General features: G+C 39.3%; 19 protein-coding genes. 18 read left to right on the top strand and 1 reads right to left on the bottom strand.

The features are described from left to right. Positions 1 to 64: 64 nt before the first annotated feature. The 16 genes from DS745_RS09395 (at position 65) to DS745_RS09470 (ending at position 17158) form a co-directional block, all read left to right on the top strand. Entirely contained in the window at positions 65 to 1021 is a 957-nt protein-coding gene (locus DS745_RS09395; protein WP_129077997.1) for a C39 family peptidase, read from the top strand. Positions 1022 to 1238: 217 nt separating this feature from the next. Then, complete coding sequence (gene cspD / locus DS745_RS09400; RefSeq protein ID WP_129077998.1) at positions 1239 to 1436, top strand: cold-shock protein CspD; 198 nt, start codon at positions 1239 to 1241, stop codon at positions 1434 to 1436. Positions 1437 to 2003: 567 nt separating this feature from the next. Beyond that, positions 2004 to 2549, top strand: a complete 546-nt coding sequence (hpf, locus tag DS745_RS09405; protein ID WP_129077999.1) for a ribosome hibernation-promoting factor, HPF/YfiA family — start codon at positions 2004 to 2006, stop codon at positions 2547 to 2549. A 208-nt stretch (positions 2550 to 2757) separates the two neighbouring features. Further along, positions 2758 to 5268: a preprotein translocase subunit SecA gene (secA, locus tag DS745_RS09410; RefSeq protein WP_129078000.1), complete on the top strand. Its 2511-nt coding sequence runs from the start codon at positions 2758 to 2760 to the stop codon at positions 5266 to 5268. A gap of 109 nt (positions 5269 to 5377) precedes the next feature. Continuing rightward, positions 5378 to 6482 (top strand): peptide chain release factor 2 gene (gene prfB / locus DS745_RS09415; protein WP_129078001.1). Its coding sequence is split into 2 segments (ribosomal slippage): positions 5378 to 5449 and positions 5451 to 6482, totalling 1104 coding nucleotides; the frame shifts between segments, so codons are not numbered across the junction. 424 nt (positions 6483 to 6906) lie between these two features. After that, a complete protein-coding gene (locus tag DS745_RS09420; protein WP_129078002.1) occupies positions 6907 to 7785 on the top strand; it encodes a YitT family protein in 879 nt (292 codons plus the stop codon). A 117-nt stretch (positions 7786 to 7902) separates the two neighbouring features. Next, complete coding sequence (locus tag DS745_RS09425) at positions 7903 to 8253, top strand: c-type cytochrome (RefSeq protein ID WP_129078003.1); 351 nt, start codon at positions 7903 to 7905, stop codon at positions 8251 to 8253. Between the two features lie 132 nt (positions 8254 to 8385). After that, on the top strand, positions 8386 to 8706 hold the full coding sequence (locus DS745_RS09430; RefSeq protein ID WP_129078004.1) for a c-type cytochrome: 321 nt from the start codon (positions 8386 to 8388) through the stop codon (positions 8704 to 8706). Positions 8707 to 8811: 105 nt separating this feature from the next. Beyond that, positions 8812 to 9126, top strand: coding sequence for a c-type cytochrome (locus DS745_RS09435; RefSeq protein WP_129078005.1), 315 nt, complete (start codon positions 8812 to 8814; stop codon positions 9124 to 9126). Between the two features lie 171 nt (positions 9127 to 9297). Beyond that, the gene (locus DS745_RS09440; protein WP_129078006.1) at positions 9298 to 10452 is read left to right on the top strand and encodes a copper amine oxidase N-terminal domain-containing protein; all 1155 of its coding nucleotides are present in this window, start codon (positions 9298 to 9300) and stop codon (positions 10450 to 10452) included. 578 nt (positions 10453 to 11030) lie between these two features. Next, positions 11031 to 11717, top strand: coding sequence for a cell division ATP-binding protein FtsE (ftsE, locus tag DS745_RS09445; RefSeq protein ID WP_129078007.1), 687 nt, complete (start codon positions 11031 to 11033; stop codon positions 11715 to 11717). Further along, on the top strand, positions 11707 to 12600 hold the full coding sequence (gene ftsX, locus DS745_RS09450; RefSeq protein WP_129078008.1) for a permease-like cell division protein FtsX: 894 nt from the start codon (positions 11707 to 11709) through the stop codon (positions 12598 to 12600). The genes ftsE and ftsX overlap by 11 nt, the downstream gene beginning before the upstream one ends. Positions 12601 to 12673: 73 nt before the next feature. Next, a complete protein-coding gene (locus DS745_RS25375) occupies positions 12674 to 13945 on the top strand; it encodes a murein hydrolase activator EnvC family protein (protein ID WP_129078009.1) in 1272 nt (423 codons plus the stop codon). A 156-nt stretch (positions 13946 to 14101) separates the two neighbouring features. Then, positions 14102 to 15574, top strand: coding sequence for a S41 family peptidase (locus DS745_RS09460; protein WP_129078010.1), 1473 nt, complete (start codon positions 14102 to 14104; stop codon positions 15572 to 15574). Between the two features lie 115 nt (positions 15575 to 15689). Next, positions 15690 to 16883 carry a PDZ domain-containing protein gene (locus tag DS745_RS09465; RefSeq protein WP_129078011.1) on the top strand — a complete coding sequence of 398 codons (1194 nt, stop codon included), beginning with the start codon at positions 15690 to 15692 and terminating at the stop codon, positions 16881 to 16883. A gap of 50 nt (positions 16884 to 16933) precedes the next feature. Beyond that, positions 16934 to 17158 carry a DUF2198 family protein gene (locus DS745_RS09470; protein ID WP_129078012.1) on the top strand — a complete coding sequence of 75 codons (225 nt, stop codon included), beginning with the start codon at positions 16934 to 16936 and terminating at the stop codon, positions 17156 to 17158. A 318-nt stretch (positions 17159 to 17476) separates the two neighbouring features. Here DS745_RS09470 and DS745_RS09475 read toward each other — a convergent pair whose 3' ends face one another. Further along, complete coding sequence (locus DS745_RS09475; protein WP_129078013.1) at positions 17477 to 18772, bottom strand: MFS transporter; 1296 nt, start codon at positions 18770 to 18772, stop codon at positions 17477 to 17479. A gap of 252 nt (positions 18773 to 19024) precedes the next feature. On the opposite strand from DS745_RS09475, the gene uvrB reads away from it, so the two are divergent. Further along, positions 19025 to 21013: an excinuclease ABC subunit UvrB gene (gene uvrB, locus DS745_RS09480; protein WP_129078014.1), complete on the top strand. Its 1989-nt coding sequence runs from the start codon at positions 19025 to 19027 to the stop codon at positions 21011 to 21013. A 9-nt stretch (positions 21014 to 21022) separates the two neighbouring features. Beyond that, a complete protein-coding gene (gene uvrA, locus DS745_RS09485; protein WP_129078015.1) occupies positions 21023 to 23887 on the top strand; it encodes an excinuclease ABC subunit UvrA in 2865 nt (954 codons plus the stop codon). Positions 23888 to 23936: the final 49 nt, after the last annotated feature.

Here is a 23936-nt window from a genome sequence, read left to right on the forward strand (position 1 = left end):
AAGAATATTTTAACGGAAGATTTATCCAATAACAAGATGATTTTTTTAAAAATAAGGAGAATTTATGGACATTTTATATATAGGAATTGGGGCAATTATCGTCATTTCTTTTATAGCAATTTATGTGATTGCAAAAATGGTAGGAACAGAAAAACTAGTTGGTCGAGCTATTCTTTCTTTTAGTCTGCTCCTTGCATTTGTTGGAGGTGGAGTTTACGTATATTTGGGTGGCAACCCATTTACAAAAGAGGAAGTAGAAGAAGTAATTACAGAGGAAAAGCCTTACGTTGTAAAGGCGAATGATCAGGTTACCTATTTTCCAACGTTCTCAGAGGCAGTAGCCTTTTCAAGATCTCTGGGAAGTCCTGTCCCGGTTTATTTCTTCGAAACCTTGGCTTGGGATGAAACGAATGATATTCCGTCGACAATCATTCAGGTGCCTTTAATCTTACAGTTACCGGAATTAGCTAGGGGCTCGGAAGTCACTAGTTTAACAATGTTGCTAAACTATGCTGGAGTTAAAGTGCGCAAGCTAGAACTAGCTGCATTAATTAGGAAGGATCAAACACCATTAAGTAGAGACGGTGAGAGGATTTTTTACGGGCATCCCAATGACGGGTTTGTAGGAAACATCTATTCAACAAACCAGCCAGGAATAGGTGTTTTTCACAAGCCGATTCTAGAGTTAGCAGAAAATTTTTTGCCTGAAAAAATGGTGGATATGACTGGAGCTGAGTTTGAAGATATTTTACATCCGATCCATCAGGGAATTCCTGTTTGGGCACTTATTCATACTCAATTTAGAACCTTGCCAGAGAGTTCCTTTCAAAAAATAGTGACACCATCAGGGGAAATTGAGGTAACTCCTTACCAGCATGCCGTGCTTATTACGGGTTTCGACGAAAGATACGTTTATTTTAACGACCCAACATCAAAAGAAGTAAATCGCCCAATTTTAAAGGAACAATTTAAGGCTGCTTGGCAACAAATGGGGAGCCAAGCAATTTCATACGTAAAATAGTTAAAATAATTTTCGACAAAGCTGTTTTTTTCCTTAGGATATTTTGTTGATTAAAAACTTTTGAGTTAAAAATTTCTATGGAAAAACAGTAAAATTGCCGTTTGAAAATTGTCGAAATTGAAAAAACAAAATAGTTTGACTACGTTTTCATCCGTTGCTATAGTTAAATTGTGGATGAATTACCACATGATTTTAAACACGAAGGGAATGTGTAAGTATGTTAGGAAAAGTAAAATGGTTTAACGCAGAAAAAGGTTTTGGATTTATCGAGCGCGAAGACGGAGACGATGTATTCGTTCACTTCTCAGCTATCAACTCTGACGGATTCAAAACATTAGAAGAAGGACAAGAAGTTGAATTTGAAATCGTTGAAGGAGCTCGCGGACCTCAAGCTGCAAACGTTGTAAAGCGCTAGGCCACATTCCCAATTTGGTAAGTTATTATAAAAAGTAATTTTTTTACTATAGCACTAAGTAAGGGAAATGAATATGAGCAATAAAACCCTGTCAATGACAGGGTTTTTTATTTAAAGGCTCTTTTCATAAACATTTTGTCTTTTTACCCTAAAGTAATCGGAAAAATACACTAGATGAAGATATCAGCTAATTATGAAAGAAAAGAGCAATACATACTATCCGGCTTTTGGGATTTTTACGAAAGCAATAAACTTTGCGAAAACAGCTTTATTTAAAAAAATAATTCACCAATTCTTCACCGGTAAGCGGTCTAAATAGGACTTTTTTTCCATAAATATGTGAAAACTATTAGTGAATAATAAGTTTGCTGTTTCAGTTAGGCTGTTTTCGTTGTTTGACATGTATCTTAATAGCAATTGTGGTTTTTCCACAAGTTTACGGAAAGAGCCTTAAGAGTTAACGTATTGTTCACAATTTCCAATTTTTTTTTAGGATTAAGAAGGTTTTAAAGGATTCTGGCAAGGGTATGTAGAATATTAGATACATAAGAGAAAGGAGGAGTTTATATGAACTTTAACATTCGTGGTGAAAACATTGAAGTAACTCCAGCAATTAGGAATTACGTAGAGAAGAAGGTGGGCAAGCTTGAGAGGTATTTCGACGAGACCCCAACTTCACCAGTTCATGTAAACCTGCAAGTAATCAACAACCAGCAGATCATTGAAATCACTATTCCAATGCCTCAATTACTTTTAAGAGCTGAGGAAACTCATACTGATATGTATGCAGCGATTGATCTTGTTGTTGAAAAGCTTGAAAGGCAAATTCGCAAGCATAAAACAAAGGTAAATAGAAAATTCCGTCAAGAAGGCAGTTTAAAATATATGTTCCGCAGTGAAGTGGAAAATGTACCGACTTTTGAAGATGAAGATGAACTAGAAATCGTTCGTACGAAGCGCTTTTCATTAAAGCCAATGGACGCTGAAGAAGCAATTCTTCAAATGGATATGCTAGGTCACAACTTCTTCGTATTCGCCAATTCTGTAAATGGCGATACAAACGTAGTATACCGTCGTAAAGATGGCCGTTATGGCATTATTGAACCACAATAAACATACGATTTATAGAGGGCGCAGCAGTAGCTGTGCTCTCTTTTCATACATACTATAGCTTGTACACTCCAATCCTTGTATCAAACACTCTAAACTGTTAAAATTAAAGCGGAGTCTTGAAATCAGGAAATTATTTACTTATACCATATTCGCAAGTTTTTCTACAAAAGAAAGGGAATTTATTTTCCCGTAAAGGAGAGCAGTCTAAATGATAGGTTTTCTGAAAAAAGTGATTGGTGATCCGAGCCAACGTCAATTGAAAAAAATGCAAAAGACTGTGGATCAAATCGAAGCTCTCGAAAGCGACTTCGCCAAGCTTTCAGATGATGGTCTACGTCAAAAAACAGAAGAATTCAAAAAACGTTTCCAAGACGGCGAATCGTTAGAAGCTATTTTGCCAGAGGCATTTGCTGTTGTACGTGAAGGATCTAAACGTGTATTGAATATGCGCCATTATCCAGTGCAGTTACTTGGGGGAATTGTTCTACACGAAGGAAATATCTCGGAGATGAAGACAGGGGAAGGGAAAACGTTAGTAGCGACACTTCCAGTTTATTTAAATGCGATTACTTGTAAAGGCGTACATGTTGTTACTGTCAATGAGTACTTAGCTCGTCGTGACTCTGAAATGATGGGGCAACTTTATAACTTTTTAGGACTAACAGTTGGTTTAAACGTGAGTGGTCTCTCAAAAGAGGAAAAGCGTGACGCTTATGCGTGTGACATTACATATGGAACGAACAATGAATTTGGCTTTGATTACCTACGTGATAACATGGTTATCTACAAAGAGCAAATGGCGCAACGACCACTACATTTTGCTTTAGTCGATGAGGTTGACTCAATTTTAATTGACGAAGCACGTACTCCGTTAATTATTTCAGGTTCAGCGGAAAAATCGACGAAGCTTTATCAAGTGGCTAACTCTTTTGTTCGCACGCTTCGAAAAGAAGTTGATTATACGTATGATGAAAAAACAAAGAATGTCCAGCTCACAGAAGATGGAGTAACAAAAGCTGAAAATGCGTTTAGCATCGAGAACCTGTATGATTCAACGCATGTTCAGTTAAATCACCACATTAACCAAGCGTTAAAAGCTCATGTGGTTATGCACCGTGATACAGATTATGTTGTAGAAGACGGTGAAGTGGTCATCGTTGACCAATTTACGGGTCGTCTGATGAAAGGTCGTCGTTATTCTGACGGACTTCACCAAGCGATTGAGGCAAAAGAAGGATTAATTGTCCAACGCGAAAGTATGACGCTAGCAACGATTACGTTCCAAAACTACTTCCGTATGTACCAAAAGCTTGCTGGGATGACTGGTACAGCGAAAACAGAGGAAGAAGAGTTCCGTAATATTTATGGAATGGATGTAATGGTTGTTCCAACGAATTTACCAGTTGTCCGTGACGATCGTCCTGATTTAATTTTTAAAACAATGGAAGCAAAGTTTAAAGCGGTTGTTAATGAAATTGCCGAGCTTCACAAAACTGGTCAACCAGTGCTTGTTGGTACGGTTAGCATTGAAACATCTGAATTAATTTCTACTTTGTTAAAAAAGAAAGGCGTTCAACACCATGTGTTAAATGCGAAGAACCATGAAAGAGAAGCCGAAATTATCGAAAACGCTGGACAAAAAGGTTCAGTAACAATTGCCACTAACATGGCTGGTCGTGGTACGGATATCAAGCTTGGCGCAGGAGTAGTAGAAATAGGCGGATTACACGTTCTTGGAACCGAGCGCCATGAGTCTCGTCGTATCGATAATCAGCTTCGTGGACGTGCTGGTCGTCAAGGAGATCCAGGTTCATCGCAATTTTATTTATCGATGGAAGACGAGCTTATGCGTCGTTTCGGTTCAGATAATATGAAAGCTATGATGGAAAGACTTGGAATGGACGATGCTCCAATTGAAAGTAAATTAGTCAGCCGTGCTGTTGAGACGGCACAAAAACGAGTGGAAGGTAACAACTTCGATGCTCGTAAACAAATTTTACAATATGACGATGTTATGCGTGAGCAACGTGAGATCATCTATAAGCAGCGTTTAGAAGTTCTTGAGTCTGAAAACGTTCGTGACATTGTTGAAAATATGATTAAATCTGCGGTAGAACGTAATGTTCATGTTCATACACCGGAAGATCAGGTTCATGAGGACTGGGACGTAAAAGCGATTGCTGATTATGTGAAGGGTACAGTGCTTAATGAAGGTGATGTTACTGAAAAGGATCTAAAAGGCAAAGATCCTGAGGAAATGATCGAATTGATCATGGAAAAAGTAAAAGAAACTTACAATCAAAAAGAAGCTGACTTCCAAGAGGAAAGAATGCGTGAATTTGAGAAAGTAATTTTACTTCGTTCTGTTGATACAAAGTGGATGAACCACATCGACCAAATGGATCAGCTTCGTCAAGGTATTCATCTGCGGGCTTATGGTCAAAATGACCCATTACGTGAATACCGTTTTGAAGGCTTCCAGATGTTTGAGGAAATGATCGCTTCAATCGAAGAAGAGGTAGCAACCTATATCATGAAGGCACAAATCGAGCAAAATCTAGAGCGTAAGCAAGTGGCTGAAGGAAAAGCAGTTCACGCAAGCTCAGGCAAAGAGCCAGACAAAAAGAAACCAGTTCGTAAAGGTGAAACGATTGGTCGTAACGAAGCTTGTATTTGTGGAAGCGGCAAAAAATATAAACAGTGTTGTGGGAGAAATTAAAATCAATTATGAATTATGAATTATCGTGGGGGTGAGGCTTCGAAGGCTAAGCCCTCATTCCAATTCACAATTCAAAATTGACAATTAACAATTATAAAAGGTGGTTTACATGGAACTTGTCGAAATAAAACAAGAGCTTACAATGATGGCTAAGCGATTAGCGGACTTTAGGGGGTCACTTTGACCTTGAAGTAAAGCAAGAACGAATTGCGGAGCTTGAGGAAAAAATGACTGACCCGACGTTTTGGGATGACCAACAAAAGGCTCAAGAAGTTATTAATGAGTCAAATGGTTTGAAGGAGCAGGTAGATAACTATTTAAGCTTGCAGGAACGCTATGACGATTTAGATGTGTCTTACCAGCTAGTGAAAGAAGAGCCAGATTCGGATTTGGAAAAAGAATTGGAAGTCGGTGTGAAAGCACTTGCTAATGACTTGAATGAGTTTGAACTGACGCTTTTATTGAGTGAACCTTACGATAAAAATAATGCCATTTTAGAATTACACCCAGGTGCTGGTGGTACCGAGTCTCAGGATTGGGCATCAATGCTATTACGTATGTACACACGCTGGGCCGAACGGAAAGGGTTTAAAGTGGAAACACTTGATTACCTACCTGGCGATGAAGCTGGAGTAAAAAGTGTGACCCTGTTAATTAAAGGGCACAATGCGTATGGGTATTTGAAGGCGGAAAAAGGGGTACATCGTTTAGTACGGATCTCACCGTTTGATGCGTCTGGCCGACGTCATACTTCTTTCGTTTCGTGCGAAGTCATGCCTGAGCTTCCTGATGATATTGAAATTAATATCTCTCCAGATGAGTTAAAGGTTGATACATACCGCGCAAGTGGAGCGGGTGGGCAGCATATTAACACTACTGACTCGGCAATCAGAATTACCCATATTCCAACGAACACGGTTGTAACTTGCCAAACAGAGCGCTCGCAAATCAAGAACCGGGAGCGGGCAATGAAAATGTTACAAGCAAAGCTTTTTCAATTGAAGTTAGATGAGCAAAAAGCTGAATTAGACGAAATTCGTGGTGAGCAAAAAGAAATCGGTTGGGGTAGCCAAATTCGATCCTACGTCTTCCATCCATACAGTCTTGTGAAAGATCATCGTACCAATTTTGAGGTTGGAAACTCCTCAGCAGTCATGGACGGTGACCTCGATCCATTTATTGATGCATATTTACGCTCACAAATAAAAAGCTAAGAGTAATGACACTGTCATTGCTCTTTTTTTATTGTAAAAAGCTAGTTTTAATTTGTTTTACAATTGTTTTTATTATAAAAATTAGTCGAAACAAACATCTTCATACTAATCTCGACGTGCAAAATAATTTTACAGTCCAAACTAAGACATTTACAGTCCAAACTCACACAGTTATGAGCGGAAATCGACCATTTACAGTCCAAATTGTGTACTTTACAGTCCAAACTCACAATCGTCCTCCTCATATGGACAATAAAATGAAAATGTCCACGAAAGTTGCCTGGCACCACAAGTGAACAGTGCCTCGCACCAAGTAATTTCCTCTGCTAAAGCGTTAATAGGGTCGCGTTTACAGATTTCTTAGAGAGGTGTTATACTACGGAAGGATTTTTACGGCATGAATTTCATAAAGTAGGTGTTTACGATGAATAATAACGGAAAACGAAGAGGTCTACTACAGCCGATCTCTCCGCTAAGACAGACATTATGGGAGTATGCGCATGTCTTGGTTGGATCGGTGTTTGTAGCATTAGCATTTAATTTATTTTTATTACCAAACCGTATTGCTTCGGGTGGGGTAAGTGGTATCAGTACGATCGTTTATGATGTATTTGGAATTACCCCAGCGTTTACACAATGGGCATTTAATATACCGTTGTTTGTTGCGGGGATTGTTCTCCTCGGTGGCTTCAAGTACGGAGCGAAAACGTTAGTGGGGACGGTTCTTATTCCATTAATCGTTTTCGTAACAAGAGATATGGAGCCAGTAACCTTGGATCCGCTCCTAGGGGCTCTGTTTGGGGGAATTGGTGTCGGGGTTGGACTAGGAATTGTCTTTCGCTCGAACTCTTCGACAGGAGGAACAGACTTAGCAGCTCAGATCATACATAAATATACTGGCTTGTCTTTAGGTGCTTGTATTTTTATCATTGATGGCTTAATTGTTTTGACTTCAGCGCTTGTTTTTAACATAGAATTGGCATTATATGCTCTCATTGCTTTATTCATTACAGGAAAAACGATTGATCTCGTTCAATTGGGCGTGGGTTATGCGAAGATTGCCCTAATTATTTCTGAGAAACAAGAAGATATTCAACAAGGGTTATTAAGAGACGTTGATCGAGGTGTAACAAAGCTCGAAGGGTACGGTGGTTATACGAATAACAAGCGTCCTGTACTGATGTGTGTCGTAAATCAAACAGAAGTCACGAAATTGAAACAGATTGTTAAAAATATTGATCCAACTGCGTTTGTAATTGTAACAAATGCTACAGAAGTTTTAGGGGAAGGCTTCAAGAAATAAAATAGGAAATACTTGCTAATTCATGAATTATTTTATACTATTGATACTAGAAATAAAGAAGCAAGGACAAACTAAACCTTGCGAATATAAAAAAACAAGCCTGGGAGGGTCTTAGAAATGAAAAAGTTACTTACAGTATTAGTTGGTGCAGCACTAGTTCTTGGTGCATGTGGTGGAGGTAATGAAGCAGCTCCTGCTACTCCAGCTCCAGCAGAAACACCAGCAACAGATGCAGTTGCCGGTTCATTTGATGCAACAGCAGCAGAAGCAACGTATAAGCAATCATGTGCAGCTTGTCATGGTGCCAATCTTCAAGGTGCATCTGCTCCTACATTAGTAGGCACAGGATTAACGAAAGAAGAAATCTTAACAATCCTACGTGAGGGTCAAGGAACGATGCCAGCAGGTTTAGTTCGTGACGGTGCAGAAGTAGAAGAAAACCTAGCAGCATGGATTGCAGCTCAATAATAAAACGACCAAAAATCTCTTATCCATAGGATAGGAGATTTTTTTTCATGAAACGTTCATGAAGTTTTTGGGTAAAGCGTTCAACAAACGGTATAGTTAAACTATAGTTATTTTTTGAAAGGGGACAACAACATGAAGAAATTACTATTTATAAGCCTTATATTTTTGTTAGTAGCTTGTGGAGGCAATACTCCAGATGCACAATTAGATGTTTCTGAGATTTCTTTACCTGATACGTACGACGAAGCAAGAGCTCAAGCGGCCTACAAAAAGTCATGTGCTGCCTGCCATGGTGGCAATCTACAAGGTGGAGGCGCTTATCCATACCCAATTACAGGAATTTCAAAAGAAGAGATGTATGTGGCGATTATGGAAGGTGTAGGTCTTATGCCTGCGAGATTAGTTACTGGAGAAGAAGCAGAAAACCTAGCCGTTTGGATTGCAGCTCAGTAAAAGTTTACAAAATTTTCATTTCCTCAACTTGATATCCCTTACTCCGCTTAATAGTATTAAGGTATAGAGAGAAAAAGTGGATTTTTACCTGGGGAGGTAATCAAATTGAAAAAATTAATGATTGTTATACTTGGTACGATGTTTATACTAGCAGCCTGTGGTGGTGCAAATGCAAATGACTCCGCCTCAACTGGAGGTTTTGACGCTGAAAAAGCTGCGAACGACTACAAAGTATGTGCTGCTTGTCATGGTTCCGACTTACAAGGTAGCAAGGGTGGAGCTGGGTTAGACCGCCCAATCAGTGGTTTAGCAAAAGAAAAAGTTTTAACAGCAATTCAAGAAGGTCCTGGGGTTATGCCTAAAGATATGATCACAGGTGAAGCCGCTGAGAACCTTGCTGAATGGATTTCAAAACAGTAGTAGTCAAATCTCTTATCCAAATGTGGGTAGGAGATTATTTATTTTGGAAAAATTATGAAACTTTATGGTAGATTCTGGAGTATAATAGTAGTTGTTAAAAAGGGGGAATATGATGACTTATTAAACTTATTTTGCAGACGGTTGAAATGATAAAAATTCTAGGAGGTAGAAATGAAAAAATTAATTAAATTAACTGTATTATTTGTTTTGTTGTTTACATTACTTTTTCCAGGAATGGGGCATGCACAACAACCTGTAAAAGTAGTTATTGATGGTAAAGTTCAAACATTAGCTGTAAGTCCGATGATTAAGAATGGTCGTACATTAGTGCCGTTGCGTGGGATTTTTGAAAAGCTAGGTGCAAAAGTAACGTGGGAGCAGAAAACACAATCAATCACTTTAGAAAAGCTATCTACAAAAATTAAATTAACAATTGGTAGTGATGTAGCTGTTGTGAATGGAAAGCAAATAAAGCTTTCTGAACCAGCACAGTTAATCAACAATCGTACTTTCGTTCCTTTACGATTTGTAGCGGAGGGCCTAAGTGGAAAAGTTACTTGGGATCAAGCTAAACATACAGTGAATATTACAACGTTAGAAAGCTTATTAATGCAAAAAGTAAATTCTGTAACATTAAACAGCTACACAACTGAGATGGTCATTCAACAGCTAATGGAAATGGCAGGAGAAAAAGTAGATCTTAATATTAGGGTAAAAGGCGATTTTATTGTTGAGCCAATGCAAATGCATACGAACTCAACCATGACTCTTCTAGGAGAAAAGGTAGTGAGCGAAGAGTACTTAACAAAGGAAGGTTATTACATTCATGACCCTTCAATAGGTATGTGGGTGAAATATCCAGATGAATTCCTTACTAACTTAGATGAATTAACGGCAACTATAAGCAATGACCCACTAGCACAATATGAAATGATGATCAATTATCTCCAAGAAGTTGTTGCGGTTGAAACAGAAAACCACTATGTAATGAAAATGAAGCTTACAAATGAAGGCTTTGCAGCAATGATGGAAGATGTCCTCGATATGCTACTTCCACTTATGGGGGAAGACGAAGAAATTAATATCTTTGATATGATCACAATTGACGAATTTGAGGCTGTCACCTACTACGATAAAAAAACATTCTTCCCTCTTACTTCGGAAGTAATCACAAAACTAACAATTGCGATTGATGGTGAAAAATTGAAAATGACGCAAAAAATGACGGCTAAATTCAGTAATATTAATAGTATAAAATCTATTAAAATACCACAAGAAATCATTGACAATGCGATTAATTTTGAAGATTTGGTGTTTACTAATTAAATAGATAAAAAATCCCCTAGCTTAGTAGTCATGCTAGGGGATTTTTTGTTATCGCGGCAAGTGTGAATTTTTGTCACTGTGAAAAGGAGCAAAAGCGGTATCTTTGTCCGCGTTATCAGAAACTGAATTGGTGTCCAAAGATTTTTTTTAGCTTCGAATTTTAGTTCGAGGAAATGTATTCCGTTATATCGGCTAAAAACATCATTTTCTAATTTTCGCGGCCGCCAGGTACGTTATTTCTTTATTTTTGGGTGCAAAGTGTCCCAAAAAACGCATAATAACGGAATCTGTGTCCTCGAAATCAAAAAAACGGTCTTTTTCAAGAAAATAACGGAACTGCTGTCGTTCTAAAGATCGTCAAGATTTCCTCCTCTATAAAGACCTGTAGTTATAGCACTATTTTCCCCTGAAATAAAAATGTAATATTTTTCAGCTTATTTTGTAGATTAATGATGATATAATGAAGTTTGAGACGTTTACTGTACAAAATTGTTTAATACTGTAAAATATATATAGATAGAATACTAGATCTTGTAGAATAAAGAGATATTCTGCAACAACATAAGGAAGTGAAAGCCATGATAGAAATGAAAGATGTTTGGAAGACCTATCCTAATGGTGTCATGGCCATCAATGGTATTGATGTGTCCATTTCCAAAGGAGAATTTGTCTACGTAGTTGGGCCGAGTGGGGCAGGGAAATCGACGTTCATTAAATTAATGTACCGTGAAGAAAAACCAACTAAAGGAACCGTTGTTGTTAACAACTTCAACCTTGGCAAAATAAAAGAAAGTCGTATTCCTATTTTACGACGTAGTCTTGGGATTGTGTTTCAGGATTTTAAACTATTACCTCAGTTAACTGTATATGAAAATATAGCATTTGCCTTAGAAGTTATCGAAGAACCAAGATCAACGATTAAACGAAGTGTGATGAATGTGTTAGAAATCGTTCATCTGAAAAATAAAGCGAGATTTTATCCGCACGAGATTTCGGGGGGAGAACAGCAGCGTGTAGCAATTGCCAGAGCAATCGTCAACAATCCAGCCTTGTTAATTGCCGATGAACCTACTGGGAACCTAGATCCAGACACTTCTTGGGGGATTATGAAAGTACTAGAAGAAATTAATAACAGAGGCACAACGATTGTGATGGCGACACACAATAAAGAAATCGTAAATACGATTCGCAAACGTGTAATTGCGATTGAAGGTGGGCGTATTGCCCGTGACGAGGCAAGGGGGTTATACGGCTATGAAAGGTAGAACGCTCTTTCGTCACGTGAAAGAAGGGATCAAAAATCTAGCACGAAATGGCTGGATGACATTTGCTTCGATTAGTGCCGTTGCAATTATGCTTTTAATTGTAGGTGTGTTTCTTTTATTAATTTTAAATTTAAACCACTTTGCAACCTCTGTTGAAGAAGATGTAGAGGTTAGGGTTTTTATTGACTTAACAGCAACTCCAGAGCAACAAGAAGAGCTTCGTAAACGGATTGAACGAGTACCCAATGTAGACACAGTCACCTATCTTCCGAAAGAAGAAGGGTTAGAGCAGTTTATCGAAAGCTTGGGAGAACAAGGTGAGATATTTGAAACACTTCGTTCTGAAAATCCTCTCTACGACGTGTTTGTAGTACGAGCTGTGTTACCGCAACAAACAGAAGGAATTGCTAACCGTATCGAACCTTTTCCTTATGTTGAAGAAGTTGGTTATGGAAAAGATGTTGTTGAGCAGCTGTTTGCCTTTACTGGCTTTGCTAGACAAGTGGGACTTTTTCTTATCATTGGTTTAATGTTTACCACAATGTTTCTAATTGCAAACACAATTAAGCTAACAATTATTGCTCGTAAAAGAGAAATTCGAATTATGAAGCTTGTTGGAGCAACGAACGGTTTCATCCGCTGGCCATTTTTTATTGAAGGGCTATTTCTTGGTGTTATTGGTTCGTTAATTCCAGTCGGTGTTTTAGCATTTGGATACAACAAGCTCTATGATGGCGTTGGTCAAAAACTAGAATTTATGTTTATTGATTTACTTCCGATGGACCCTCTAGTATATCAAGTTAGTGGTATTCTGATCGGGATTGGTGCCTTCATTGGTATCTGGGGAAGTATGACATCAGTTAGAAAGTTTTTAAAAGTTTAATAGACACCAGGTATAGACACGGAGGAAATTACAAGACACCAACTCGATTTTTTTAGAGGAGGAAACCGGGAATATGAAGCGTAGAGTTTTTCTTGTTTTTACAATCTTACTACTAGCGGCTGGAAGTTTTCTAACGACGCTTGGAACTGATCATGTTGAGGCAAATTCGACTTTGAAAAAGAAGATCAAATCAATCCAAGAGGAACGTGAAGAAAATCAGTCAGAGCTAGATCAAAAGGAAAAAGAAATTAAAGCAATTGAACAAAAAATGAAACTGTTGAATGATGAAATTAAAGTTATTGACCATCAAACAGCAACAACAAATCAACAAATTCGTGAAAAAGATAAAGAGATTGAGAGTACAAAAGAGAGAATTGAAGATTTGATGCTTGAGATCCAACAATTAGAAGAGCGAATTGCTGAACGTGATGATTTATTAAAAAGTCGTGTTCGTTCAATGTACAAGAATGGTGGATCGGTAAACTATCTAGAAGTAATTCTTGGAGCGAGAAGCTTTGGTGATCTAGTAAATCGAATTTCAGCTTTAAGTACGATTGCTCAGCAAGACCGTAATATCTTAGAAGCTCATCATAATGATAAGCTAGCTGTTGAGGCAGCCAAAGCGCAGATGGAAGATGAGTTGATTGCATTAGAGGATCAATTATCGGAGCTAGAAGGATTAAAAGCGACACTAGAGCAACAACGCAAGGAAAAAGACCGTCTGATGGCTCAATTGAAAACGCAGGAAGGGCAACTTCATGCTGAATTAGGAGAGCTTGAGGAGGCAGATGAAATTCTTGCTGCTCAGGAAAAAGCGATGCAACAAGAGCTAATTGCATGGCAGGAGCGTCAAAAACGATTAGAAGAAGAGCGGAAACGTCAAGCTGAAGAGGCAGCTCGTAGTGGACAAACTCATGCAGCGCCACCTGTAACAGCCGCTGGAACATTTATGCGTCCAACGACTGGTAGTATCACGTCACCGTATGGTTGGCGTTGGGGGAGCATGCACCATGGGATTGACATTGGAAAAGGTGGACGATCTGGTGATGTTCACGTTGTTGCTGTTGAAGCTGGTACCGTCATTCGTTCGTATTACTCAGCCTCTTATGGAAATACGGTGATGATTTCTCATAACGTTGAGGGACAAGTTATCACAACTTTGTATGCTCACTTGGAAAATCGTTTTGTTTCTGATGGACAACGGGTGGAAAAAGGACAGCTATTAGGGTATATGGGTAACACTGGTCGATCATTTGGACCGCATTTACACTTTGAAGTTCATGAAGGTCCTTGGAATGGGGCGAAGTCGAATTCAGTAGATCCACTTCGATACATTCCAAGATAATATTGTTTGATAATTTCAAATTGATAGTGTAAAGTTAGTTAAACGAATTTTTACATTCTATATTGGAATAGCTCGTCATATACTATTGATGATAGAAAGGCATTGCGTCATAAATACTTGATGTAATGCCTTTTCCGTAAAAAACGAGGTGAAACTATGTATAATAACAGCAAATCGATTGCACTATTTATTTTCTTAGCTTTCCTAATAGGTGTCGGTGGAACATACTCTGCGATGACCCTGTTTGACTCTGTTGCCCCAAAAGTAACGCAAGAGGTAGTAGAGAAGAACGTTGAACAACCTACAGTAGAAACCAAGCCTGTAACAATGGATGATGTTCTAGCAAAGTTTAGCAAGGCCTATCAGATCATTAGTGAAAGCTATGTAGAAGAAGTAGAAGGCCAGAAGCTACTAGAAGGCGCGATCCAAGGTATGCTAGAAACTCTTAATGATCCGTATTCAGTTTACATGGATCAAGCAACAGCCAAACAGTTTATGGACTCATTGGATTCACATTTTCAAGGAATTGGCGCAGAAGTTAGTATGACGAACGGAAGAGTAACGATCGTAGCTCCATTCCGTAATTCCCCAGCTGAAAAAGCTGGCTTACGTCCAAACGACCAAATTTTGAAAATTGATGGTGAAGGAATTGAAGGTTTATCGTTATATGAAGCAGTCTTGAAAATTCGTGGTGAAAAAGGGACGGTAGTCAACTTAACGATTGAACGACCAGGTGTCACAGATCCAATTGATTTTGCGGTCACTAGAGATGATATACCAATTGAAACCATTCGTACTTCATTAATTGAACGCGACGGTCAAAAGGTAGCGTTAATTGAAATAACCTCTTTCTCTGAAGGAACAGCGAGAGACTTTGCAAAAGCACTAAGTGAATTTGAAGCTCAAGGCATTGCAGGTTTAATTATTGATGTTCGTGGAAACCCAGGCGGTTATTTACGAAGTGTTCAAGAAATTGGTCATCTACTTGTTCCAGGTGGTAAACCGATTGTTCAAATTGAAAATCGTGCAGGGGACCGTGAACGTTACCTTTCTTCGTTAAAAGAAGAAAAAGATTACCCAATTATCACGTTAATTAACAAAGGTAGTGCCTCTGCGTCAGAAATTTTAGCAGCAGCGTTAAAAGAAGCTGGCGGGCATGATGTCGTTGGTGAAACAACGTTTGGTAAGGGAACAGTTCAACAAGCATTACAAATGGGCGACGGCAGTGAAATAAAGTTAACTCTTTATCGTTGGTTAACATCTGCAGGTAACAATATTAATGAGGTTGGGGTAGAACCAACTGTACCTGTGATGCAACCTGATTTCTTCTATGCTTCACCAGTAAATGTAGAAGAGCCGTTAAAGTTTGATATGATGAATGAACAAATCAAAAACGCTCAAGTGATGTTAAAAGGGTTAGGTTTAGAACCAGGACGTGTAGATGGTTATTTTGGTAGCCAGACTGAAAAAGCAGTCATCGCCTTCCAACGCACAAACGATCTTGAAGCGACTGGTGAGATTGATAAGGAAACAGCAGAAAAACTTCAAAGTAGAATCATTGAAGAAGTACGTAAAAAGGAAAATGATCGCCAATTAAACACGGCAATCGAAATGATCCTACAAAGATAAATGATGATGAGGGGCTGACATTTGTTAGCCTCTTTTTTTCCTGAAAAAATAAATGTAATTTTCAGCCAAACTCGGTATAATGTAGGTAAGTATGTTTTTAAGGAGGCTGAAAAGGTTGGATTTTTACGCAGTAGGCATTGAACTATTAAAAGGAATCGGCTTCTTTTTTCTACATCCATTATTTTATCTACTTCTATTGTTTACGTTATTTTTAGGATATAAGCGTGTACAACGTGAACGTAACGATTTTCATACTCGTGTTTATGACATTGTCGACGATCTTCTTGTTCCATTGTTTCCGAGTTTACTAGCCGGGTTACTACTATCAAGCTTTATTATTGGGTTTGGGATTGTCATCCCAATTGGAGTCATGGTGTTGTCCGCAATTGTTCATGTAGTGATTATGTTGACTGGACAAGCCCGCTTACTCTCTCCGGCATACACAGGGGGATTAACCCTCCTTATTGCTCTTGTTTTACCAGAGGTTACTACCGGATTAGCGATGGTTGATCGCTGGATTTCGGAAATTCATACGGTACATTTAGGTGGACTAGCCTTACTAATTAGCTTGCTCATGATCACCGAAGCTTTTTTGATCTTGAAAAATGGTTCTAAGCAGACCTCACCTCAGTTGCTAAAGAGTAAACGAGGAAAGACGATTGGTGTTCATGAGGCGAAACGAATCTGGATTTTACCAATCTTTTTTCTATTGCCAGCAGGGCCGATTTTAACAACAGAATATTGGCCATTATTAAACATCGAATTTTCCCAACTAGGAGTTCTCGCAATCCCATTTGCGATAGGTTTTCAGCAAGTGATTCGTAGTACGCTCCCTATTCATGCTATTATAAACAATGGGAAAAAAGTTTTGCTTGTGGGAGTCATTGTGTTAGCGTTAAGTGTGCTAAGTTTGTACATATCAATGTTGATTCCAATTGTTGCTATTGCAGCAATCATTGGTAGAGAGACAGTTGCGACTCTTCTAAAGCTTCGAGAAGACAAAGAAGTGAATATGTACACCCAAAGGGAAAATGGACTCGTGATCTTAGGTGTCATTCCCCGTTCACCTGCTGAAAAAATGAAGGTGAACGTTGGAGAAGTTGTTACAAAGGTTAATGGAATTCGAGTCACATCACCGCAACAATTTTACGAAGCATTGCAGCATAACTCTGCTTTTTGTAAATTAGAAATTATTGATAGCCAAGGCGAAATCCGTTTTGCCCAAACGGCTTTATATGATGGCGAACATTATCAGATTGGCTTACTGTTCGTTCAACTAGAGCAGTTACCTCAGGAAAACGTAATCTAGGTGTAAGTATTTGCACCTGAAATTTAGCTGGAAGGAGCAGGAAAACTCGAATGCTCAATATATTTTTAGCGCTCATTCTTCCATTCATCATGATGCTATTCTTTACAAGAGTATCTTATAGCAAAGTAGGAGCGCTTGCAGTAACATTAATGGTTGTTATATTTGCGTTTAATGGCTTAGATCAGCCGATCCCCGTGATCGTTGCGGGTGCCATCTCGATAGCAGGCGGCTACATAGCTTCCCTTCGAATACAAAAGAAAAATCGTGGGGTGTAAAAACATTGAGTAACTTACTCAATGTTTTTTAATTTAGCAGGTTAGCCAGACTCGTTTGCGGACACCAGGGCCGTTATTTTAGCAAAAAACGTAATTCTAGAGCTCAAGCGGACTCAAAAGCGCTTATTTAGGTCATCTAGAGTGTTTCAGACCTGTTTTTAGTCAAATAGGGTCCACTGAGTCCGCGAAAATCGAAAAAAGCTCAAATTACATGAAATAAGCGCCCCTCTGTCCGCAAACCATCAATTCGTGAATTACTCATCCAAAAAGCAGCCCAACCACAAAAAAAGATAGTCGCCTAAGCGACTATCCTTCAAACTAACACTTAATTTCACAATTTCTCTTTGTATACCAGTTCCAACAAACCCATAAGCTCACAACATAGTATCCGATAAAGATATATAATGCTAAGTCAGCTGTGCCAGTTGTATCAATTGACCAACCAAAGATTTTCGGAATGAAGAATGCTCCATAAGCTGCAAACGCAGCGATTAATCCTAAAACAGGGGCAACTGATTTTTCGTTAAAGATAAACGGTACCATTCTAAATGTCGATCCATTGGCAATCCCTGTTGCTGCAAATAATATTAGGAACATGATCAAGAAGCCAGTGAAATTATGAGCCTGTAAGAAATACACAACACCACTGGTAGCAAGGATCATGCTGACAATTACCCAGAATGTTACTTTCGAACCACTGTTTACTTTATCAGATAACCAACCACCGAAAGGACGAATGGTTGCCCCAACGAAAGGTCCTAAGAAAGCAAATGATACGGCGTTAATCTCAGGAAATTCTGAACGAATGAGTAATGGAAATGCTGCTGCAAATCCGATGAACGAACCGAAGCACATAATGTACAACCAAGCCATTACCCATGTGTGCTTAAGCTTTAATACTGATAACTGTGCACCAATACTTTGTTTTACGACTGGTGGTTCATCCATGAAAAATAACACTAAGAAGAAAGCAACTATAATTGGAATAACCCAGATAAAGGCTGCGTTTTGAATATATACTTCTCTTCCGTCAGGCATAATTTGTGCGCCACCAATAAAAGCTCCGATAAAGCCAACCCCAATAATGATCGGAGTCACAAATTGTACAACCGATACCCCAAGGTTTCCGATCCCTACGTTAATCCCGTTTGCTGTACCTTTATTCTTTTTTGGGAAAAATGGATTTAATGTTGCAGTAGAAGAAGCTAAGTTACCTCCGCCCAATCCACAAAGTGCTGCTAATAATACCATCATCGAATATGGTGTTTCAGGGTTTTGTACGGCAAACCCGATCCCGATCGCTGGAATTAATAATACCCCAGTTGTTAATAAAGTTGTTTTCTTACCGCCTAAAATACTAGGTAAAAATGTATATACTAATCGAAGTGTTGCTCCTGTTAATCCAGGTAAAGCGGCTAGTGTGAATAATTCGCTCTTGGTAAAATTAAAACCGACATCATTTAAACGTACTGCTGTTACTGACCAAAGCTGCCATACGCAAAACGCTAAAATAAGTGCAAAAACTGAAATTCCTAAATTCTTATTGGCAATTTTCTTACCTTCCTTATCCCAGAACTGTTCGTTTTCTGGTGTCCAATTCAATAGCTTTGCCATTTGTCATTCCTCCGCTAATATAGTATCTAAAATAGTTTTTTATATAAACAATTGATCAATATTGTTTACTACGTCCTTAGTGTAGCATGCCCCCTTTTTGTCGAATGTGTTTTTTATCACAGGAGGAATATATGTTCGCAAACGATGTTTGAATATGATATGCTTGTGATATACTGAAAAAAGCGGATTTAATCATACTTTTCAAAGATACTAACTACATACATACGAAATTCGTTCACTAAAATTTCAAAAATGGAGGGGTCGACTTTGGAGCAATTTCAGCTTGTTTCAAAATATGAGCCACAAGGTGATCAGCCCAATGCAATAAGTGAATTAGTCCAGGGCATCAAAGATGGTAAGCAAATGCAAACCCTACTTGGTGCGACCGGAACTGGTAAAACATTTACGATTTCAAATGTCATTAAAGAAGTGAATAAACCAACCCTTGTCATTGCTCATAACAAAACCCTAGCAGGACAGCTCTATAGTGAGTTTAAACAGTTTTTTCCAGAAAATGCGGTAGAATACTTTGTCTCTTATTATGATTACTATCAACCAGAGGCTTACATCGCTCACTCTGATACGTATATCGAAAAAGATGCCAGTATTAACGATGAAATAGATAAGCTACGTCACTCTGCTACTAGTTCGTTGTTTGAGCGGCAAGATGTCATTATCATCGCCAGTGTTTCGTGTATTTACGGTTTAGGGTCGCCAGAAGAATATCGTGATCTTGTCGTTTCCTTACGTACGGGAATGGAAAAAGATCGAAATCAACTTTTACGTGATTTAGTGGATATTCAATACGATCGCAATGACATCAATTTTACACGCGGTACGTTCCGTGTTCGCGGAGATGTCGTGGAGATTTTTCCTGCCTCCAAAGATGAGCATTGTATTCGTGTCGAGTTTTTTGGTGATGAAATTGATCGGATGACTGAAGTCGATGCTCTCACTGGAGAAATATTGGGTGAGCGAAACCATATTGCGATTTTTCCGGCATCCCACTTCGTTACTCGTGAAGAGAAGCTGAAAAAAGCCGTCGTTCAAATAGAAGCGGAATTAGTAGAACGACTGAAAGAACTCAATGAAAATGGCAAGTTGCTAGAAGCACAACGACTTGAACAACGCACTCGCTATGACATCGAGATGATGATGGAAATGGGTTACTGTAACGGAATTGAGAACTACTCTAGACATTTAACATTACGTGAACCTGGTGCCACTCCTTACACGTTGCTTGACTTCTTTCCTGAAGATTTCCTGATTGTTGTCGATGAGTCCCATGTTACCTTACCACAGGTTCGCGGGATGTTTAATGGTGATCAAGCACGGAAACAAGTCTTAGTTGATCATGGTTTCCGTCTACCGTCTGCAAAGGACAACCGTCCGTTACGCTTTGAAGAATTTGAGAAAAAAATGAAACAAGCGATTTTCGTTTCAGCCACGCCAGGACCTTATGAGTTAGAGCACACGCCAAAAATGGTTGAACAAATCATCCGTCCGACTGGATTAATTGATCCAACGATTGATATCCGACCTATACACGGGCAAATTGATGATTTAATTGGTGAAATTCGCGATCGCTCCGAAAAAAATGAGCGTGTCCTCGTAACGACGTTAACGAAGAAAATGTCAGAGGATTTAACCGATTATCTAAAAGAGTTGGGGATCAAGGTCCGTTACTTACATTCAGAAATTAAAACGTTAGAACGAATTGAAATTATCCGTCAACTACGTATGGGCACGTTTGATGTTCTGATTGGTATCAATCTTCTTCGTGAAGGTTTAGATATCCCAGAAGTTTCGTTGGTTGCGATCTTAGATGCGGACAAAGAAGGATTTTTACGGTCAGAACGCTCGTTAATCCAAACGATTGGTCGTGCGGCTCGTAATTCCTCAGGTCACGTAATTATGTATGCGGATAAAATAACGAACTCGATGGATATTGCGATCAAAGAGACCAATCGCCGTCGAGCGATTCAAGAAGAATACAATCGTGTACACGGAATTGTGCCGACAACGATCCAAAAGGCAATTCCAGACCTTATTAAAGCAACAATGGCAGCTGAAACTGACGAGGAGTACACAGCAGCACCAATGACGAAGCTAAGCAAAAAAGAGCGAGCAGCTGTCATTGAACGTATGGAAGTTGAAATGAAAGAGGCTGCTAAAGCGTTGAACTTTGAACGAGCAGCCGAACTTCGTGATTTAATAATTGAGTTAAAAGCGGAAGGGTGACATTGATACATGGCTTTAGAAAATATTGTGGTAAAAGGGGCAAGGTCACACAATTTAAAGAATATTGATGTGACAATTCCTCGTGACAAGCTTGTTGTCCTAACAGGCTTGTCTGGTTCAGGTAAGTCATCTTTAGCTTTTGACACCATTTATGCAGAAGGACAAAGGCGTTACGTTGAATCGCTTTCAGCGTACGCACGCCAATTTTTAGGTCAAATGGACAAGCCGGATGTTGACGCCATTGAGGGTTTATCACCGGCGATTTCGATTGATCAAAAAACGACATCTCGTAATCCCCGTTCAACTGTAGGAACGGTAACGGAAATCTATGACTATTTGCGTCTTCTATACGCACGTATCGGTCGCCCGGTTTGTCCAAAGCATGGGATTGAGATCTCATCACAAACGATCCAACAAATGGTCGATCAAATTATGGCCTTTCCTGAGCGAACGAAAATGCAGATCCTTGCACCAATTGTTTCCGGGCGTAAAGGGGAGCATGTCAAAACGTTTGAAGATATCAAAAAACAAGGGTTTGTCCGTGTGCGTGTAAACGGAGAAATGCACGAAGTAGCAGAAGATATTCAATTAGATAAAAATAAGAAACATAATATTGAAGTGGTCATTGACCGGATTGTCGTGAAAGAGGGAATTGAAACGCGGCTGGCAGATTCGCTTGAAACGGCATTAAATCTTGCTGACGGCCGAGTGATGATTGATGTGATTGACGGCGAAGAGCTGTTATTTAGTCAGCATCATGCTTGTCCACAATGTGGATTTTCGATTGGTGAGCTTGAGCCTAGAATGTTCTCGTTTAATAGCCCGTTTGGCGCTTGTCCATCATGTGACGGGTTAGGGACGAAGCTAGAAGTAGATTTAGAATTGGTGATTCCCGACTGGACACGCTCACTACGAGAAGGTGCGATTTCCGCTTGGGAGCCGACAAGTTCACAATATTACCCACAGCTGTTGACGAGTGTTTGTGATCATTACGGGATTGATATGGATGTACCAATCGAGCAGATCCCTAAACATTTACTTGAAAAAGTTCTCGCTGGAAGCAATGGTGAAAAAATATATTTTCGCTACGAAAATGAGTTTGGTCACATTCGTGAAAATGAAATTGAGTTTGAAGGTGTGTTATACAACCTTGCTCGTCGTTATAAGGAAACAAGCTCGGACTATATTCGTGAACAAATGGAAGGGTACATGGCTCAAAAGCCTTGCCCGACTTGTAAAGGAAACCGTCTGAAAAAAGAAAGTCTAGCAGTGTTGATTAACGATCGACATATTAGTGAAATTACTGCCTTGTCCGTTAAAGACGCGCAGCAGGTGTTTGAAACATTAACGTTAACTGAAAAAGAACAAGCAATTGCTCGCTTAATTTTACGAGAAATCAATGAACGACTAGGTTTCTTAATCAATGTTGGTCTAGACTATCTGTCTCTTTCTCGAGCAGCTGGTACTTTGTCTGGTGGCGAAGCGCAGCGAATTCGTTTAGCTACGCAAATCGGCTCTTCATTAATGGGTGTTCTCTATATTTTAGACGAGCCATCAATTGGACTGCATCAACGAGATAACAACCGTTTGATTGCGACGTTAGAACATATGCGTAATCTCGGAAACACACTGATTGTTGTTGAGCATGATGAAGATACGATGATGGCTGCCGACTACATTATTGACATCGGACCAGGCGCAGGTGTTCACGGGGGAATGATTACGGCGGAAGGAACTCCAGCGGAAATTATGGAAGATCCAAATTCGCTTACTGGCCAATATCTCTCCGGGAAAAAATTTATTGCCCTACCTGTAGAACGTCGAAAGTCAGATGGACGGTTCTTAGAAGTCAAAGGCGCATCAGAGAATAACTTGAAAAATGTCACGGTCAAAGTGCCACTAGGAGTGTTTGTCGCAGTTACTGGTGTATCAGGTTCAGGGAAAAGTACGTTAATTAACGATATCTTATACCGGTCACTCGCACAGAACCTATATAAAACAAAAGAAAAACCAGGGAAGCATAAGGGAGTGCTTGGCTTAGAGCATATCGATAAGGTTATTGATATTGATCAATCACCGATCGGTCGAACACCTCGTTCAAACCCGGCTACCTATACCGGTGTTTTTGATGATATTCGTGACGTCTTTGCGATGACAAATGAAGCAAAGGTTCGTGGCTATAAAAAAGGTCGTTTCTCTTTTAACGTCAAAGGTGGCCGTTGTGAAGCGTGTCGTGGTGATGGGATTATTAAAATCGAAATGCACTTTTTGCCTGATGTTTATGTCCCTTGTGAAGTTTGTCATGGAAAACGTTATAACCGTGAAACACTTGATATCACTTACAAAGGCAAAACGATCTCTGAAATTCTCGATATGACGGTTGAGGATGGCGTCGAATTTTTCGCAAACATTCCAAAAATCAAACGGAAGGTTCAAACGCTCCTTGATGTTGGCTTAGGCTATATGAAATTAGGTCAACCAGCAACAACTTTATCGGGTGGTGAAGCGCAACGTGTTAAGCTTGCTGCTGAATTGCATCGTCGTTCCACTGGCAAAACCATTTACATCTTAGATGAGCCGACGACTGGGCTTCATGTCGATGACATTGACCGTCTCTTAAAAGTGTTGCAAAGACTTGTCGACCAAGGTGATACGGTTTTAGTTATTGAGCATAATCTTGACGTGATCAAGACTGTCGACCATATTATTGACTTAGGACCAGAAGGCGGCGACAAAGGTGGTACGATTGTAGCTACAGGAACACCTGAGGATGTAGCAGCAACACCTGATTCGTATACAGGTCAATATTTAAAACCAATTTTAGAGCGTGATCGCGAGCGAATGGAAGCGCGAATTCAGGCGATAACAACGTAAGCTTGAGAAAGTTACTTTCTCAAGCTTTTTTCAGTCGAGAGACTGATTT

Source organism: Anaerobacillus alkaliphilus, assembly GCF_004116265.1.
Lineage (GTDB): Bacteria > Bacillota > Bacilli > Bacillales > Anaerobacillaceae > Anaerobacillus > Anaerobacillus alkaliphilus.